The 16,530-nt window shown below is 70.3% G+C and carries 12 protein-coding genes, 1 tRNA gene and 1 pseudogene; 9 read left to right on the top strand and 5 right to left on the bottom strand.

What is annotated here, in order from left to right; all coding sequences use genetic code 11:
• A pseudogene (locus B7767_RS47445) lies at window positions 1-191 on the bottom strand (hypothetical protein); the annotation flags it as partial.
• A 308-nt stretch (window positions 192-499) separates the two neighbouring features.
• On the bottom strand, window positions 500-3,226 hold the full coding sequence (gene polA / locus B7767_RS29635) for a DNA polymerase I (RefSeq protein ID WP_085574841.1): 2,727 nt from the start codon (window positions 3,224-3,226) through the stop codon (window positions 500-502).
• A 214-nt stretch (window positions 3,227-3,440) separates the two neighbouring features.
• Between polA and B7767_RS29630 the strand changes: the two genes are divergently transcribed.
• The 8 genes from B7767_RS29630 (at window position 3,441) to B7767_RS29595 (ending at window position 13,120) form a co-directional block, all read left to right on the top strand.
• The gene (locus B7767_RS29630; RefSeq protein ID WP_085574840.1) at window positions 3,441-5,720 is read left to right on the top strand and encodes an FdhF/YdeP family oxidoreductase; all 2,280 of its coding nucleotides are present in this window, start codon (window positions 3,441-3,443) and stop codon (window positions 5,718-5,720) included.
• Between the two features lie 51 nt (window positions 5,721-5,771).
• Window positions 5,772-6,254 carry a PaaI family thioesterase gene (locus B7767_RS29625; RefSeq protein WP_030858802.1) on the top strand — a complete coding sequence of 161 codons (483 nt, stop codon included), beginning with the start codon at window positions 5,772-5,774 and terminating at the stop codon, window positions 6,252-6,254.
• A 76-nt stretch (window positions 6,255-6,330) separates the two neighbouring features.
• Entirely contained in the window at window positions 6,331-6,753 is a 423-nt protein-coding gene (locus B7767_RS29620; protein WP_085574839.1) for a hypothetical protein, read from the top strand.
• Between the two features lie 626 nt (window positions 6,754-7,379).
• Entirely contained in the window at window positions 7,380-8,615 is a 1,236-nt protein-coding gene (locus B7767_RS29615) for a branched-chain amino acid ABC transporter substrate-binding protein (RefSeq protein WP_085574838.1), read from the top strand.
• 113 nt (window positions 8,616-8,728) lie between these two features.
• Window positions 8,729-9,661: a branched-chain amino acid ABC transporter permease gene (locus B7767_RS29610; protein ID WP_085574837.1), complete on the top strand. Its 933-nt coding sequence runs from the start codon at window positions 8,729-8,731 to the stop codon at window positions 9,659-9,661.
• Window positions 9,662-9,666: 5 nt separating this feature from the next.
• Complete coding sequence (locus tag B7767_RS29605; RefSeq protein ID WP_085574836.1) at window positions 9,667-11,490, top strand: branched-chain amino acid ABC transporter permease; 1,824 nt, start codon at window positions 9,667-9,669, stop codon at window positions 11,488-11,490.
• Between the two features lie 5 nt (window positions 11,491-11,495).
• Entirely contained in the window at window positions 11,496-12,407 is a 912-nt protein-coding gene (locus B7767_RS29600) for an ABC transporter ATP-binding protein (RefSeq protein ID WP_085574835.1), read from the top strand.
• On the top strand, window positions 12,404-13,120 hold the full coding sequence (locus B7767_RS29595) for an ABC transporter ATP-binding protein (RefSeq protein ID WP_085574834.1): 717 nt from the start codon (window positions 12,404-12,406) through the stop codon (window positions 13,118-13,120). The genes B7767_RS29600 and B7767_RS29595 overlap by 4 nt, the downstream gene beginning before the upstream one ends.
• A 73-nt stretch (window positions 13,121-13,193) precedes the next feature.
• On the opposite strand, the gene B7767_RS29590 is transcribed toward B7767_RS29595, so the two are convergent.
• Complete coding sequence (locus B7767_RS29590; RefSeq protein ID WP_085574833.1) at window positions 13,194-13,850, bottom strand: ANTAR domain-containing response regulator; 657 nt, start codon at window positions 13,848-13,850, stop codon at window positions 13,194-13,196.
• A gap of 105 nt (window positions 13,851-13,955) precedes the next feature.
• Here B7767_RS29590 and B7767_RS29585 point away from each other — a divergent pair.
• A tRNA-Leu gene (locus tag B7767_RS29585) sits at window positions 13,956-14,028 on the top strand.
• 104 nt (window positions 14,029-14,132) lie between these two features.
• On the opposite strand, the gene pyk is transcribed toward B7767_RS29585, so the two are convergent.
• Both pyk and B7767_RS29575 read right to left on the bottom strand, forming a co-directional pair.
• Window positions 14,133-15,569, bottom strand: a complete 1,437-nt coding sequence (gene pyk, locus B7767_RS29580) for a pyruvate kinase (protein WP_085574832.1) — start codon at window positions 15,567-15,569, stop codon at window positions 14,133-14,135.
• Between the two features lie 148 nt (window positions 15,570-15,717).
• Window positions 15,718-16,395 carry an SIMPL domain-containing protein gene (locus tag B7767_RS29575; protein ID WP_085574831.1) on the bottom strand — a complete coding sequence of 226 codons (678 nt, stop codon included), beginning with the start codon at window positions 16,393-16,395 and terminating at the stop codon, window positions 15,718-15,720.
• Window positions 16,396-16,530 lie beyond the last annotated feature (135 nt).

The following is a 16,530-nucleotide window of genomic DNA, read 5'->3' as shown; positions in this document are numbered from 1 at the left end:
CGCCGGCGGCCGTCGGCGATACGGCGGCCGAGGTCCGCCGTGGCGCTGCGCAGCGCGGTCGCGAGGGTGGCGGGAATGCGGACGGTACTTGCGGAGGCCGCGAAGACCGGGACCGGTGGAGCCGGTGTGCGTCCGCCGGGGCGCGGGGGTGCGTTGCCTGCCGCTGTGCGGTGAAGCATGCGTATGCCCATGCATGGCATGGTGTCCGGCCCTGCGGGCGGGGGCTTTCCCGCAGGGGCCACGCGAGTGAAGGTTCCCGGTCCTGGGGCTGCGCCCCCGGGCCCCCTTTCGGCCCTGAACGGGCCTCGTCCTCAAACGCCGGACGGGCTGGGCCGACGAGCCCCGTCCGCAAGCACCGGACCGGCCGGGACGACGAGCCCCGGCCTCAAGCACCAGGCGGGCCGGGATGGCAGGCCCCGTCCGCAAGCACCGGGCGGGCCGGGATCAGCCCGCCCGGCGTTTCGGGGACGGTGCACGGGGGCGGCGCCCCCCGGAAGGGCTAGTGTGCCGCCGACTCCCAGTCCGGGCCCGCGCCCACCGAGACGCCCAGGGGGACCCGGAGCTCGACCGCGGACGCCATTTCGCGGCGGACCAGGTCCTCCACCGCGGCGCGCTCGCCCGGGGCCAGTTCCAGGACGATTTCGTCGTGGACCTGGAGGAGCATGCGGGAGCGCAGGTCCGCCTCGCGCAGTGCGCGGTCCACGTTCAGCATGGCGATCTTGACGATGTCCGCCGCCGTGCCCTGGATCGGCGCGTTCAGCGCCATGCGCTCCGCGGCCTCGCGGCGCTGGCGGTTGTCGCTGTTGAGGTCGGGCAGGTAGCGGCGGCGGCCGAAGAGCGTCGCCGTGTAGCCGGTCGCCCTCGCCTCGTCGACGACCCGGCGCAGATAGTCCCGTACGCCGCCGAAGCGCTCGAAGTACGCGTCCATCAGGGCGCGCGCCTCCGCCGCCTCGATGTTGAGCTGCTGGGAGAGGCCGAAGGCCGACAGCCCGTACGCCAGCCCGTACGACATCGCCTTGATCTTGCGGCGCATCTCCGCGTCCACCGCGGACTGCTCGACCGAGAACACCTGGGCCGCCGCCGTGGTGTGCAGGTCCTCGCCCGAGGTGAACGCCTCGATCAGGCCGGCGTCCTCGGAGAGGTGGGCCATCACGCGCAGTTCGATCTGGCTGTAGTCGGCGGTGAGGAGCGACTCGAAGCCCTCTCCTACGACGAAGCCGCGGCGGATCGCGCGGCCCTCGTCCGTGCGGACCGGGATGTTCTGGAGGTTGGGGTCCGTCGAGGAGAGCCGGCCCGTCGCGGCGACGGTCTGGTTGAACGTGGTGTGGATACGGCCGTCCGCGGCGATCGTCTTGATCAGGCCCTCGACGGTGACGCGCAGCTTCGCCTGCTCACGGTGGCGGAGCATGATCACCGGCAGTTCGTTGTCGGTCTGCGTGGCGAGCCAGGCCAGGGCGTCGGCGTCCGTGGTGTAGCCGGTCTTCGTCCTCTTCGTCTTCGGCAGGGCCAGCTCGCCGAAGAGGACCTCCTGGAGCTGCTTGGGCGAGCCCAGGTTGAACTCGTGCCCCGCCGCCGCGTGCGCCTCCTTCACCGCCTGCTGCACGGCGCCCGCGAACATCTGCTCCATCGCCTGGAGGTGGTCCCGGTCGGCCGCGATGCCGTGCCGCTCCATGCGGGCGAGCAGCGCGGACGTGGGCAGCTCCATGTCACGGAGCAGGTCCGCCGCGCCCACTTCTCCGAGGCGGCCCTCGAAGGCCCCGCCCAGGTCGAGGACGGCGCGGGCCTGCACCATCAGCGCCTCGGCCTCCGCCCCGTCGTCCGCGCCGAAGGCGAGCTGGCCGTCGGGCGCGGCGGCGGGCGCCAGCTCGCGGTGCAGGTACTCCAGGGACAGCGCGTCCAGGTCGAAGGAGCGGCGGCCCGGCTTCACCAGGTACGCGGCGAGCGCGGTGTCCATGGTGACGCCCTCGATGGTCCAGCCGTGCTCGGCGAAGACCCGCATCGCGCCCTTGGCGTTGTGGAACACCTTGGGGCGGGCCGCGTCGGCGAGCCAGGCCGCGAGCGCCCGCTCGTCGGCCTCGTCCAGCTCGGACGGGTCGAACCAGGCGGCCGGTCCGGCGGCCGTGGCCAGCGCGACCTCGGTGACCGAGCCGGTGCCGAGGGCCCAGGTGTCGACCGTGGCGACGCCGAGCGGGCCGGTGCCGTGCTCGTCGAGCCAGGCGGTCAGCTCGCCGGTGCCCAGCACCGTGCCGTCCAGCTCCACGCCCTCCGCGACGACCGGGGTGGCCTCGGCCTCCTCAGCGCCCGGGTCGACGGCGAACAGCCGCTCGCGCAGCGACGGGTTCCTGATCTCCAGGGTGTCCAGGATAATCGCCACGGCCTTGCGGTCGTAGGGGGTCCGCGCCAGGTCGAGGACGCCCTTGGGCAGCTCGACGGCGCGCTCCAGCTCGGTGAGGCGGCGGTTGAGCTTGACCGCCTCCAGGTGGTCGCGCAGGTTCTGCCCGGCCTTGCCCTTGACCTCGTCGACGCGCTCGACCAGCTCGGCGAAGGAGCCGAACTGGTTGATCCACTTCGCGGCCGTCTTCTCGCCGACGCCGGGGATGCCGGGCAGGTTGTCCGACGGGTCGCCGCGCAGCGCCGCGAAGTCGGGGTACTGGGCGGGGGTCAGACCGTACTTCTCGACGACCTTCTCCGGGGTGAACCGGGTCAGCTCGGAGACGCCCTTCGTCGGGTACAGCACCGTGGTGTGCTCGGAGACGAGCTGGAAGGAGTCGCGGTCGCCGGTGACGATCAGCACCTCGAAGCCCTCGGCCTCGGCCTGGGTGGCGAGGGTGGCGATGACGTCGTCCGCCTCGAAGCCCTCGACGGCGAAGCGGTCGGCGTGCATCGCGTCGAGCAGCTCGCCGATGAGTTCGACCTGGCCCTTGAACTCGTCCGGGGTCTTGGAGCGGTTCGCCTTGTACTCGGTGAACTCCTCCGAGCGCCATGTCTTGCGGGAGACGTCGAAGGCCACGGCGAAGTGGGTGGGGGACTCGTCACGGAGGGTGTTGGCCAGCATCGACGCGAAGCCGTAGATCGCGTTGGTCGGCTGGCCCGTCGCGGTGGTGAAGTTTTCCGCGGGCAGCGCGAAGTACGCGCGGTACGCGAGGGAGTGCCCGTCCATGAGCATCAGGCGGGGGCGGGGGCCGGTGGGGGGCTGGTCGGTCTTCTTCGATGCTGTGTCTGCCACGTGTCCGATCCTGCCACGTGGCACTGACAGTGGGGGGCGGGCCGTGTGCCGTGGGGCTGATTCGCCCCCTCCGTCCCTTCCCTTCCGTCCCCGGGGCAGCGCCCCCGGACCCCCGTCGGTCCTTCGGGCCTCGTCCTCGAACGCCGGACGGGCCGGATGGGCGTGGCAGGATCGGGGGTCCACCTCATACGTGTATGTGGAACAGGAGTGCGCGATGGCAGCGAAGCCGCCCAAGAGTGATCCGGTTCAGGACGCGCCGCAGGTCGCCGGGCCGCAGCACGCGGCCGCGGGGCTGCCCGCGATCGGGCACACCCTGCGGATGGCCCAGCGGCAGATGGGTGTGAGGCGGACCGCGCTGACGCTGCTCAGCGTGAACCAGAAGGACGGCTTCGACTGCCCGGGGTGCGCCTGGCCGGAGCCGGAGCAACGGCACCGCGCGGAGTTCTGCGAGAACGGGGCGAAGGCCGTGGCCGAGGAGGCCACCCTGCGCCGGGTCACACCGGAGTTCTTCGCCGCGCACTCCGTCGCCGACCTGTCCGGCCGCAGCGGCTACTGGCTGGGGCAGCAGGGGCGGCTGACGCACCCCATGTACCTGCCCGAGGGCGGCGAGCACTACGAGCCGGTCACCTGGGAGCGGGCCTTCGACATCGTCGCCGAGGAGATCGCCGCCCTCTCCTCCCCGGACGAGGCCGTCTTCTACACCTCCGGGCGCACCAGCAACGAGGCCGCCTTCCTCTACCAGCTCTTCGCCCGCCGGCTCGGCACCAACAACCTGCCGGACTGCTCCAACATGTGCCACGAGTCGTCCGGCTCGGCCCTGTCGGAGACGATCGGCGTCGGCAAGGGCAGCGTCCTGCTGGAGGACCTCCACAAGGCCGACCTGATCATCGTCGCCGGCCAGAACCCCGGCACCAACCATCCGCGCATGCTGTCCGCCCTGGAGAAGGCCAAGGCGAACGGCGCGCGGATCGTCAGCGTCAATCCGCTGCCCGAGGCGGGCCTGGAGCGCTTCAAGAACCCGCAGACCCCCAAGGGGCTCACCACCGGCGCCGCCCTGACCGACCTGTTCCTGCAGATCCGCATCGGCGGCGACCAGGCCCTCTTCCGCCTCCTCAACAAGCTGATCCTGGAGACGCCCGGCGCGGTCGACGAGGAGTTCGTGCGCGAACACACGCACGGCTACGAGGAGTTCGCCGAGGCCGCGCGCGCCGCCGACTGGGACGGGACGCTCACCGCGACCGGCCTCACGCGCGGGGACATCGAGCGGTGTCTGCGGATGGTCCTCGAATCGAAGCGCGTCATCGTGTGCTGGGCGATGGGGCTCACCCAGCACAAGCACTCGGTGCCGATCATCCGCGAGGTCGTCAACTTCCTCCTGCTGCGCGGCAACATCGGCCGCCCGGGTGCGGGCGTGTGCCCGGTGCGCGGTCACTCCAACGTGCAGGGCGACCGCACCATGGGCATCTTCGAGCGGCCCGCGCCCGCGTTCCTGGACGCCCTGGAGAGGGAGTTCGGCTTCGCGCCGCCGCGCGAGCACGGCTACGACGTGGTCCGGGCCATCCGGGCGCTGCGCGACGGGAAGGCGAAGGTCTTCTTCGCCATGGGCGGCAACTTCGTCTCCGCCTCCCCGGACACGGAGGTCACCGAGGCCGCGATGCGCCGGGCACGGCTGACGGTGCACGTGTCGACCAAGCTGAACCGCTCGCACACCGTCACGGGCGCGCGTGCCCTGATCCTGCCGACGCTCGGCCGCACCGAGCGGGACGTCCAGGGCGGCGGCGAGCAGTTCGTGACGGTCGAGGACTCCATGGGCATGGTGCACGCCTCGCGCGGACGCCTGGAACCGGCGAGCGGGCGGCTGCTGTCGGAGCCGGCCATCGTGTGCCGGCTGGCCCGCCGCGTGCTCGGCGAGGACGACACGGTGCCGTGGGAGGAGTTCGAGAAGGACTACGCGACGATCCGCGACCGCATCGCGCGGGTGATCCCCGGCTTCGAGGACTTCAACGCGCGCGTGGCGCGTCCCGGGGGCTTCGCGCTCCCGCACGCCCCGCGCGACGAGCGCCGCTTCCCCACCGCCACCGGCAAGGCCAACTTCACCGCCGCGCCGGTGGAGTTCCCCGAGCTGCCGGAGGGCCGGCTGCTGTTGCAGACGCTGCGCTCGCACGACCAGTACAACACCACGATCTACGGTCTCGACGACCGCTACCGGGGCATCAGGAACGGCCGCCGCGTGGTGCTGGTCAACCCGGAGGACGCGCGGGAGCTGAGGCTGGCGGACGGCGCTTACGTCGATCTGGTCGGCGAGTGGAAGGACGGCGTGGAGCGCAGGGCGCCCGGGTTCCGCGTCGTGCACTATCCGACGGCGCGGGGGTGTGCGGCGGCGTACTACCCGGAGACCAACGTCCTGGTGCCGCTGGACGCCACCGCGGACACCAGCAACACCCCGGCCAGCAAGTCCGTGGTGGTGCGTCTGGAACAATCGGCGGCCGACTGAGCGTTCGCTCAGCAGACAGCCGTACCGACGCACGACGAAGGAGCCGGGCCCATGGGAGAGCAGCAGCAGGTGACGTTCCCGCAGGAGGTCATCGACGAGTACGCCGCACTCGGCGTGGACCTGCCGGCGCTGTTCTCGGCGGGTCACCTGGGCACGCGCATGGGCGTGCAGATCCTGGAGGCGTCGGCGGAGCGGGTCGTCGGGACGATGCCGGTGGAGGGCAACACCCAGCCGTACGGGCTGCTGCACGGCGGCGCGTCCGCCGTGCTGGCCGAGACGCTGGGATCGGTGGGGTCGATGCTGCACGGCGGCAGCTCCAAGATCGCCGTGGGTGTCGACCTCAACTGCACGCACCACCGCGGCGTCCGCTCCGGCCTGGTCACCGGGGTCGCCACCCCGGTGCACCGGGGGCGGTCCACGGCGACGTACGAGATCGTCATCACCGACGAGGCGGACAAGCGGGTGTGCACCGCGCGGCTGACCTGCCTGCTGCGGGACGTCCGGCCCGGCGACGGGGAACAGGCGGCGGGCTGACGGCCGTCGGGGATGCGGAGGGCGCCCGCGCCGCATCCCCGTTGCCGTGGGGCGGCGGCCGTCCTACGGTGCGGGCATGGGACGGGGAGGGACCACTCGGACGTGTCTCCTGGCGGTGCTCGTGACGGGCCTCGTGGTGACCGGCTGCGGCGCGTCCGGTTCCGGCCACGCGTCCGGGGGGCGAACGGACGCCGCGTCCGGCGAGCGGACCGGCTCCGCCCCGCCGTCACCGCGCACCGCCTCCGACGAGGAACTGTGCGCGGAGCTCGTCGGACACTGGTCCCGCAAGGCCCTCGAAGGCGACACCTACGGCGACTACCAGTCCATGGGGCTGTCCGACGGGCAGTACGACATCCTGCGCGCGGCCGTGGCCGCCGCCCGCCCCGTCGAGGAACGCCAAGGCACCCGGGCCGCGCATGAGTTGATGGCCCGTCGGATACGCGAGGGGTGCGTCGACCGGTACCGCGACGGCGGGCCGACGGGCGGACCGTGGCAATGACCCCAATTCCTCCCGGCGATTGACGAAACCGCAGGCCAACACCCTTGAACCGGCAATCCGGAACTTCGGATTCACCGTTCGGTCCGGCACGGAATCCCGGATTTGGGTGTCCATTACACGGAATTCGCCCCTCCGCCCCCTTACCTCACCCGGGGCTTTCCGTCACCCCTCCGCGACGGAATGAGAGAAAGCGCCGGAAACGCCGGACCCCCTTCCCTGGACGTAACTCTGTGTAATACGCGCGCAATACGGCCACCCTCCCCGACCCCACGGGACACGGGGTGCGCCACCCCTCCCCCCGGGCCCCGCAGGTCGCCTCCAGCAACGACTTCAGGTAATTACCAAAACCCCCGATACACCTGAACACACCGCGCCGGGTCCTGCGGTTTCTCACCATCCGGACAGGGCAAAACGGCGAGAATTCCGCCGTTCCCCCCAGGCAGTACCGCTCTGCAATACGTCGTGTCATAACAAGAGAGTCACAGCCTTGGCCAGACCCTCCTCCGCATTCCCCACCCCCGCTTAGAGTCACGGCCAGTCACCGCGCCGCCCGATTCACACGTCGGCCCAGCGCTCGACTCGGCCGTTTCCACCGGGAAGCGGCTGTCAGGGGAAAGGACTGGATCGTGCGTCAACGTTCGCTCATCGCCATCACCGCCGCCCTGGCGGCGGGTGCACTCACCCTCACCGCCTGCGGCTCACGCGACGACGACGGCGGCGGCAGCTCGGACTCCGGCAACGGTGGCACCACCGTGGTCATCGGCGTCGACGCGCCGATGACCGGCGACCTGTCCGCGCTGGGCCTCGGTATCAAGAACTCCGTGGACCTCGCGGCCAAGACCGCCAACAAGGAGAAGTACGTCGAGGGCATCACCTTCAAGATCGAAGCCCTCGACGACCAGGGCCAGGCCTCCGTCGGCCAGCAGAACGCCACCAAGCTCGTCGCCAACGACGATGTCCTCGGCGTCGTCGGCCCGCTGAACTCCTCCGTCGGCGAGGCCATGCAGAAGGTCTTCGACACGGCCAAGCTGGTCGAGGTCTCCCCCGCCAACACCAACCCCGCCCTCACTCAGGGCGTGAACTGGCAGAAGGAGAAGGCCCGGCCGTACAAGTCGTACTTCCGCACCGCGACCACGGACGCCATCCAGGGCCCGTTCGCCGCGCAGTACGTCTACAACGAGGCCAAGAAGAAGAAGGTCTTCGTCATCGACGACAAGAAGACCTACGGCGCCGGCCTCGCCGCCACCTTCACCGAGGAGTTCAAGAAGCTCGGCGGCCAGGTCGTCGGCACCGAGCACATCAACCCCGACAGCAAGGACTTCAACGCCGTCGCCACCAAGGTCAAGAACTCCGGTGCCGACGTCGTCTACTACGGCGGCGAGTACCCGCAGGCCGGCCCGCTGAGCAAGCAGATCAAGGAAGCCGGCGCCAAGATCCCGCTGGTCGGCGGCGACGGCATCTACAGTGCCGACTTCATCAAGCTGGCCGCCAGCGCGGGCACGGGCGACCTCGCCACCTCCGTCGGCGCGCCCGTCGAGACGCTCCCCTCCGCCAAGGAGTTCGTCGCCAACTACAAGGAGGCCGGCTACAAGGAGGCCTTCGAGGCGTACGGCGGCTACTCCTACGACTCCGCCTGGGCGATCATCGAGGCCGTCAAGAAGGTCGTCGAGGACAACGGCGGGAAGCTCCCCGACGACGCCCGCTCCAAGGTCGTCGACGCCATGCAGAACGTCTCCTTCGACGGAGTGACCGGCAAGGTCTCCTTCGACGAGTTCGGTGACGCCACCAACAAGCAGCTCACCGTGTACACCGTCAAGGACGGTGCCTGGGCCACGGTGAAGTCCGGCACCTTCACCGGCTGATCCCCGCCCGCACCACTCCACGAGCCGCGCGGGGCGCTGTTCCACTGGCGCCCCGCGCGGACTCGCATCCGGCCCCATCCGTCGAACATTCCGAAAGTCTCGGAGGACATGCGGTGAACGAACTGCCGCAGCAGCTGGTCAACGGCCTGCTACTGGGATCCATGTACGGCCTCGTCGCCATCGGCTACACAATGGTCTACGGCATTGTCCAGCTCATCAACTTCGCCCACGGCGAGATCTTCATGGTCGGCGCCTTCGGCGCGCTGACGGTGCACCTGTATCTCCTGCCCGACGGCACCTCCATCTGGGTCGCGCTGCCCCTGATGCTGATCGGCGCCGTGATCGTCTCGGTCCTGGTCGCCATCGGAGCGGAACGGTTCGCCTACCGCCCCCTGCGCGGCGCACCCCGCCTGGCCCCGCTCATCACCGCCATCGGACTCTCCCTCGCGCTCCAGCAGGCCGTCTGGGCCTTCTACCCCGAGGCGAAGTCCAAGCTGCCCTTCCCGCAGATCGAAGGCGGTCCCTTCACCATCGGCGGCGCCACCATCCAGACCGGCGACATCTTCCTCCTCGTCGCCGCCCCCATCAGCATGGGCATCCTCGCCTACTTCGTGATGCGCACCCGCACCGGGCGCGGCATGCAGGCCACCGCGCAGGACCCGGACACCGCGAAGCTGATGGGCGTCAACACCGACCGCATCATCGTGATCGCCTTCGCCCTCGGCGCCGTCTTCGCCGCCGTCGGAGGCGTCGCCAGCGGTCTCAAGTACGGCCAGATCGACTTCAAGATGGGCTTCATCCTCGGTCTCAAGGCCTTCACCGCGGCGGTCCTCGGCGGCATCGGGAACATCTACGGCGCCATGATCGGCGGTGTGGTCCTCGGCGTCGCCGAAACCCTGGCCACCGCCTACATCGCCGACATCCCGGGGCTGGACAAGTTCGGCAGCCAGTCCTGGGCCGATGTCTGGGCCTTCATCCTCCTCATCCTCGTACTCCTGTTCAGGCCACAGGGCCTGCTCGGCGAGCGCGTCGCGGACAGGGCGTGACACCGATGACCACACAGACCACCGCTTCGACCACCGCGGCCACCCCCACCGCGAACGCTTCCACCGGCCTCATCGGCATACCCCCGCACATCGGCCGGGCCCTCGCCACCGGCGGCAGCGTCCTCACCGTCGTCTCCACCTTCCTCGCGTGGACCTGGACCGCCGAGTTCCCCGGTGACCTCACCTTCTACGGCTACCCCGGCGGGCTCCAGGTCCTCGTCCTCATCGGCGGCGCGCTCACCGTCCTGTTCGGGCTCGCCTCCTACGGCGTCAAGGGGCTGGGCTGGCTGGCCCCGGCCGGCGCCGACGCGGCCGTCAAGTACGCCGCGCTCGGCACCTTCGCCACCGCCTGGTACACGATCCTCGCGATCAGCTTCCAGCTCGGCGGCCTCGTCAACCTCGAACCCGGCGGCTACGTCGTCGCCGTCGCCACGCTGACCGCCCTCCTCGGCGCCCTCGCCCTCCCCTTCGAGCGGCCCGAGCCCGACCCCTTCGACCCCGACGACACCGGCTGGGAGCAGTTCAAGCACAGGACCGGCCACAGCATGGCCGTCCTGCGGGCGGCCTTCGCCTCCGGCAGCCCGCGCCCCGTGCGCGTCCTGCCCTCCTACGCCGAGATCCTGATCATCGTCGCGGTCCTGGCACTCGCCCTGGTCGTCTTCACCTACGGCATCGGCACCGAGTACGACGAGCTCTTCGTCGGCTTCCTGATCACCGCCGGCTTCGGGTTCGCCGCCCTCAACCGCTCCGGTCTGATCAGCCACGCCTCGCAGATCACCGCGCGGCACACGAACATCACCGTCTGCGGCGCCTTCATCGCGGCGGCCTGCTTCCCCTTCACCCAGACCGACGACCAGTACGCCACCCTCGGCGTCTACATCCTCATCTTCGCCACGGTCGCCCTGGGGCTGAACATCGTCGTCGGCCTGGCCGGCCTGCTCGACCTCGGATACGTCGCCTTCCTCGGCGTCGGCGCCTACGCGGCCGCGCTCGTCTCCGGCTCCCCCAGCTCGCCGTTCGGCGTCCACTTCCCCTTCTGGGCCGCCGTGCTCGTCGGGGCCGTCGCCTCCCTCGTCTTCGGCGTCCTCATCGGCGCCCCGACGCTGCGACTGCGCGGCGACTACCTCGCCATCGTCACCCTCGGCTTCGGTGAGATCTTCCGGATCGCGGCCAACAACACCGACGGCACCTCCGGTCCGGACCTCACCAACGGCTCCAACGGCATCGCGTCCATCCCGGACCTGAAGATCCTCGGCTTCGACCTCGGGGTCCCGCACGACATCGCCGGCTTCACCATCGGCCGGTTCGCCAACTACTTCTTCCTGATGCTGATCATCACGGCCGTCGTCGTCCTCGTCTTCCGGCGCAGCGGCGACTCCCGCATCGGCCGCGCCTGGGTCGCCATCCGCGAGGACGAGACCGCGGCGCTCGCCATGGGCATCAACGGCTTCCGGGTCAAGCTCATCGCCTTCGCCGTCGGCGCCACCCTCGCCGGCCTCGCCGGAACCGTCCAGGCACACGTCACCTACACCGTGACCCCCGAGCAGTACCTGTTCGCCGGCACCACCCCGCCCAACTCCGCCTTCCTGCTCGCCGCGGTCGTCCTCGGCGGCATGGGCACCATCGCCGGACCCCTCATCGGAGCCGCGCTGCTCTTCCTGATCCCCAACAAGCTCCAGTTCCTCGGCGACTACCAGCTCCTCGCCTTCGGTCTCGCACTCGTCCTGCTGATGCGTTTCCGTCCCGAGGGCCTCATCCCCAACCGCCGCCGCCAGCTGGAGTTCCACGAGGACGACGCGCCCGCAGTCCTGAGCAAGACAGGGGCCTGACCACCATGACCACCGACACCACCACCAAGGACACCGCCCCGGGCGCACCCGCCCCCGGTGAGACCGTCCTCGACGCACGCGGCGTCACCATGCGCTTCGGCGGTCTCACCGCCGTCCGCGACGTCGACCTCACCGTCAGCAGCGGCGAGATCGTCGGCCTCATCGGCCCCAACGGCGCCGGCAAGACCACCTTCTTCAACTGCCTGACCGGCCTCTACATCCCCACCGAGGGCGAGGTCCGCTACAAGGGCAAGGTCCTGCCGCCCAAGTCCTTCAAGGTCACCGCCGCCGGCATCGCCCGGACGTTCCAGAACATCCGGCTCTTCGCCAACATGACCGTCCTGGAGAACGTCCTCGTCGGCCGCCACACCCGGACCAAGGAGGGCTTCTGGTCGGCCATCCTGCGCGGACCCGGCTTCCACAAGGCGGAGGCGGCCTCCCGCGAACGGGCCATGGAACTCCTGGAGTTCGTCGGCCTCGACGCGAAGGCCGACCACCTCGCGCGCAACCTCCCCTACGGTGAACAGCGCAAGCTCGAGATCGCCCGCGCCCTCGCCAGTGAACCCGGGCTGCTGCTCCTCGACGAGCCCACCGCCGGCATGAACCCCCAGGAGACCCGGGCGGCCGAGGAGCTCATCTTCGCCATCCGCGACCAGGGCATCGCCGTCCTCGTGATCGAGCACGACATGCGGTTCATCTTCAACCTCTGCGACCGCGTCGCCGTCCTCGTCCAGGGCCAGAAGCTCGTCGAGGGCGACCCGGCCACCGTCCAGGGCGACGAGCGCGTCATCGCCGCCTACATCGGTGAACCCATGGAGAACGACCCCGGCGCCGCCGAAGTCGCCGAGGTCGAGGCCGCCGAAGCCGCGGCCGAGGCCGCCACGGACGCCGCGCCCGGCAAGGAGAACGACCGATGACCGCACTCCTCGAAGTCGAGGACCTCAAAGTCGCCTACGGCAAGATCCAGGCCGTCAAGGGCATCTCCTTCAGCGTCGACGCCGGTGAAGTGGTCACCCTGATCGGCACCAACGGTGCCGGCAAGACCACCACCCTGCGCACGCTCTCCGGGCTCCTCAAGCCCGTCGGCGGCCAGATCAAGTTCAACGGGAAGTCGCTCAAGAAGATCCCCGCCCACAAGATCGTCTCCCTCGGGCTCGCCCACTCCCCCGAGGGGCGGCACATCTTCCCCCGCATGACGATCGAGGACAACCTCCGCCTCGGCGCCTTCCTCCGCAACGACAAGGCGGGCATCGAGAAGGACATCCAGCGCGCCTACGACCTCTTCCCCATCCTCGGGGAACGCCGCAAGCAGGCCGCCGGAACCCTCTCCGGCGGAGAGCAGCAGATGCTCGCCATGGGCAGGGCGCTGATGTCCCAGCCCCAGCTCCTCATGCTCGACGAACCCTCCATGGGCCTCTCGCCGATCATGATGCAGAAGATCATGGCGACCATCACCGAGCTGAAGTCCCAGGGCACCACCATCCTGCTCGTCGAGCAGAACGCCCAGGCCGCCCTCTCCCTGGCCGACCACGGTCACGTCATGGAGACCGGCAACATCGTCCTCTCCGGCACCGGACAGGACCTCCTCCACGACGAGTCGGTCCGCAAGGCCTACCTCGGCGAGGACTGAGGACCGGGGCACACGACGAGGCCCGCGCCCCCCGCCGAGCGGGGAGCGCGGGCCTCCGGCCGTGTACGGGCGCTCAGCCCTTCGACGCCTTCTTCTCCTCGGCGTCGTCGATGACCGCCTGCGCCACCTGCTGCATCGACATCCGCCGGTCCATCGACGTCTTCTGGATCCACCGGAACGCCGCCGGCTCGGTCAGCCCGTACTGCGTCTGCAGCACCGACTTCGCCCGGTCCACCAGCTTCCGCGTCTCCAGCCGCAGGCTCAGGTCCGCGACCTCGCGCTCCAGCTCCTTCAGCTCCGTGAACCGCGACACCGCCATCTCGATCGCGGGCACCACGTCGCTCTTGCTGAACGGCTTCACCAGGTACGCCATCGCGCCCGCGTCCCGCGCCCGCTCCACCAGGTCGCGCTGCGAGAACGCGGTCAGCATCAGCACCGGGGCGATGCTCTCCTCGGCGATCTTCTCCGCCGCGGAGATGCCGTCCAGCTTCGGCATCTTCACGTCGAGGATCACCAGGTCGGGCCGGTGCTCGCGGGCCAGCTCCACGGCCTGCTCACCGTCACCGGCCTCGCCGACGACGGAGTACCCCTCCTCCTCCAGCATCTCTTTGAGGTCGAGCCGGATCAGGGCCTCGTCCTCGGCGATCACGACACGGGTCGTCATCGGAGGCACGTGCGACTTGTCGTCGTCGGGCACGTCTACGGGCTGGGGCGACTCGGGGGCGCTCACGTGGGCTCCTTGGTGCGGGGCAGGCCGGTACTGCTGACAAGAGCGTACCCAGCTGCGATAAGGTGGGGGCACGGCGGGTGACCGTCGACCTTTGTTTTACAGGGCGCCCCGGTAGCCCAGCGGTAGAGGCAATGGTCTCAAACACCATCCAGCGTCGGTTCGAATCCGACCCGGGGTACTTTTCCTTGATATCCAAGGTCACCATTTGAGAGCGGATGTCCGCCTTTCCGGTGAACATCCGCTTCTTTCCGCCCGTCCCGCTTGCGCGCCCCGGCCGCCCGGCTACCTGGGGCTGTCGTCCTCGCCGATGTGGTGGACGCGGACCATGTTCGTCGAGCCGGAGACCCCCGGCGGGGAGCCCGCCGTGATCACCACCGTGTCGCCCTTCGCGCAGCGGGCGTACTTCAGGAGCAGCTCGTCCACCTGGTCGACCATCGCGTCCGTCGAGTCCACGCGGGGGCCGAGGAAGGTCTCCACGCCCCAGGTGAGGCTGAGCTGGGAGCGGGTGGCCGGGTCGGGGGTGAAGGCGAGGAGCGGGATGGGGCTGCGGTAGCGGGAGAGGCGGCGGGCGGTGTCGCCGGACTGGGTGAAGGCGACCAGGAAGCGGGCGCCGAGGAAGTCGCCCATCTCCGCCGCCGCGCGGGCGACCGCGCCGCCCTGGGTGCGGGGCTTGTTCCGTTCGGTGAGGGGCGGGAGGCCCTTGGCGAGGATGTCCTCCTCGGCGGCCTCCACGATGCGGGCCATGGTGCGCACGGTCTCGACGGCGTGCTTGCCGACGCTGGTCTCGCCGGAGAGCATGACGGCGTCGGTGCCGTCGATGACGGCGTTGGCGACGTCGGAGGCCTCCGCGCGGGTGGGGCGGGCGTTGTCGATCATCGAGTCGAGCATCTGGGTGGCGACGATGACCGGTTTGGCGTTGCGCCTGGCGAGCTTGATCGCGCGCTTCTGGACGATCGGCACCTGTTCGAGGGGCATCTCGACGCCGAGGTCGCCGCGGGCGACCATGATGCCGTCGAAGGCGGCGACGATGTCGTCGATGTTCTCGACGGCCTGGGGCTTCTCGACCTTGGCGATGACGGGGAGGCGGCGGCCCTCCTCGTCCATGATGCGGTGGACGTCCTTGATGTCGCGTCCGCTGCGGACGAAGGACAGGGCGATCACGTCGAAGCCGGTGCGCAGCGCCCAGCGCAGGTCGTCCTCGTCCTTCTTGGAGAGCGCGGGGACGGAGACGGCGACGCCGGGGAGGTTGAGGCCCTTGTGGTCGGAGACCACGCCGCCCTCGACGACGGTGGTGCGGACGCGGGGGCCGTCGACGGCGGTGACTTCGAGGGTGACCCTGCCGTCGTCGACGAGGATGCGTTCGCCGGCGGTGACGTCGGTGGCGAGGCCGGCGTAGGTGGTGCCGCAGATGTCGCGGTCGCCTTCGGTGCCCTCTTCGACGGTGATGGTGAAGGTGTCCCCGCGTTCAAGGAGTACGGGGCCCTCGACGAAGCGGCCGAGGCGGATTTTCGGGCCTTGAAGGTCGGCGAGGAGGCCGACGCTGCGACCGGTCTCGTCCGCTGCTTTCCGCACCCGTCGGTAGCGCTCCTCGTGCTCGGCGTGCTCGCCGTGGCTGAGGTTGAATCGGGCGACGTCCATTCCGGCGTCGACCAGGGCTTTGATCCGGTCGTAGCCGTCGGTGGCGGGTCCCAGGGTGCAGACGATCTTCGCTCGGCGCATGTTTCGAGCCTAGGGCTTACCGACCGGTAGTGACCTGGCGACGTGTGACGACTCAACGGCCAGTGGATGAAGGGCTGTTGACAAGTGTTGAATTGTGCACCGGGTCGCTCCGATGAGCATGCGTGCCCTCGGTTTCCGGATGCCGGTTCTACAGACGGGGCGGCTGGAGCGTGAAGCGGGCGCCGACCTCGGCGTGGACGTGCTGCCGCTGGGGTTCGAGGTCGAGGGGCGGGGGCGGGGCGTCCTCGGCGGCCGCGGCGAACGCCATGGAGCGGGCCCGGGGGAAGGGTTCGGGCCCCGCCGCGGTGTCGGTGAGTTCGATGAGGGCGGCGAGGGTGGTACCGAGCGCCTCGGCGTATTCGCGGGCGCGCCGGACGGCGTCGTGCACCGCCAGTCGCCGCGCCTCGCGGTGGGCGGGGGAATCCGGGCGGAGGGTCCACCAGGGGCCGTCGACACGGGTGAGGTCGAGGTCGGCCAGACGGGTGACGAGCGCGCCGAGGGCGGCGAAGTCGCCCAGGTCGGCGGTGAGCCGGACGGTGCCGTGGTGGGCGCGGACGCGTTCGCCGCGGCCGTGGGGGCTGAGTTCCGGGGTGACGGTGAGGGCGCCGGTCTCGAGGTGCTCGACGGCGTCGCCGTAGGACGTGAGCAGGTCGTGGGCCTCCGTGGTGCGGCGGGTGAGGTCGTCGAGGGTGGTGCGCCGGTCGCGGCCGCGCGCGGTGCGGGTGACGGCGATGCGGGCGAGGTCGGGGGCGGCCTCGAGGTGGGCCTCGCCACGGACGGCGAGATGGGGTGCGCCGGGCGCGCCGTACGGGTGAGGGGTGGTCATACGTCCCACTGTGTCACCGGTCGTACGGGTGCGGGGAGGGGGCGGGACACCGGATCGCAACCTGTGGGGTCTGTTCCGCGTGGGCGTGTTCAGGTCAGAATCGTCGGGCGAATCTACGCGCGTTGTTCCGTTGTT

It is taken from the genome of Streptomyces sp. 13-12-16, from assembly GCF_002114215.1.
In the GTDB taxonomy this organism is placed as follows: Bacteria; Actinomycetota; Actinomycetes; order Streptomycetales; family Streptomycetaceae; genus Streptomyces.
The sequence above is the reverse complement of the archived record's forward strand: the minus strand, read 5'-3'. Positions and strand labels throughout refer to the sequence as shown.

Bases quoted from the DNA above. Each gene is read 5' to 3' on its own strand.
- B7767_RS29600 (WP_085574835.1), top strand. From the start codon at position 11,496: ATGACCACCGACACCACCACCAAGGACACCGCCCCGGGCGCACCCGCC.
- pyk (WP_085574832.1), bottom strand. From the start codon at position 15,569: ATGCGCCGAGCGAAGATCGTCTGCACCCTGGGACCCGCCACCGACGGC.
- B7767_RS29620 (WP_085574839.1), top strand. From the start codon at position 6,331: ATGGGACGGGGAGGGACCACTCGGACGTGTCTCCTGGCGGTGCTCGTG.
- B7767_RS29625 (WP_030858802.1), top strand. From the start codon at position 5,772: ATGGGAGAGCAGCAGCAGGTGACGTTCCCGCAGGAGGTCATCGACGAG.
- B7767_RS29605 (WP_085574836.1), top strand. From the start codon at position 9,667: ATGACCACACAGACCACCGCTTCGACCACCGCGGCCACCCCCACCGCG.
- B7767_RS29595 (WP_085574834.1), top strand. From the start codon at position 12,404: ATGACCGCACTCCTCGAAGTCGAGGACCTCAAAGTCGCCTACGGCAAG.
- B7767_RS29630 (WP_085574840.1), top strand. From the start codon at position 3,441: ATGGCAGCGAAGCCGCCCAAGAGTGATCCGGTTCAGGACGCGCCGCAG.
- B7767_RS29575 (WP_085574831.1), bottom strand. From the start codon at position 16,395: ATGACCACCCCTCACCCGTACGGCGCGCCCGGCGCACCCCATCTCGCC.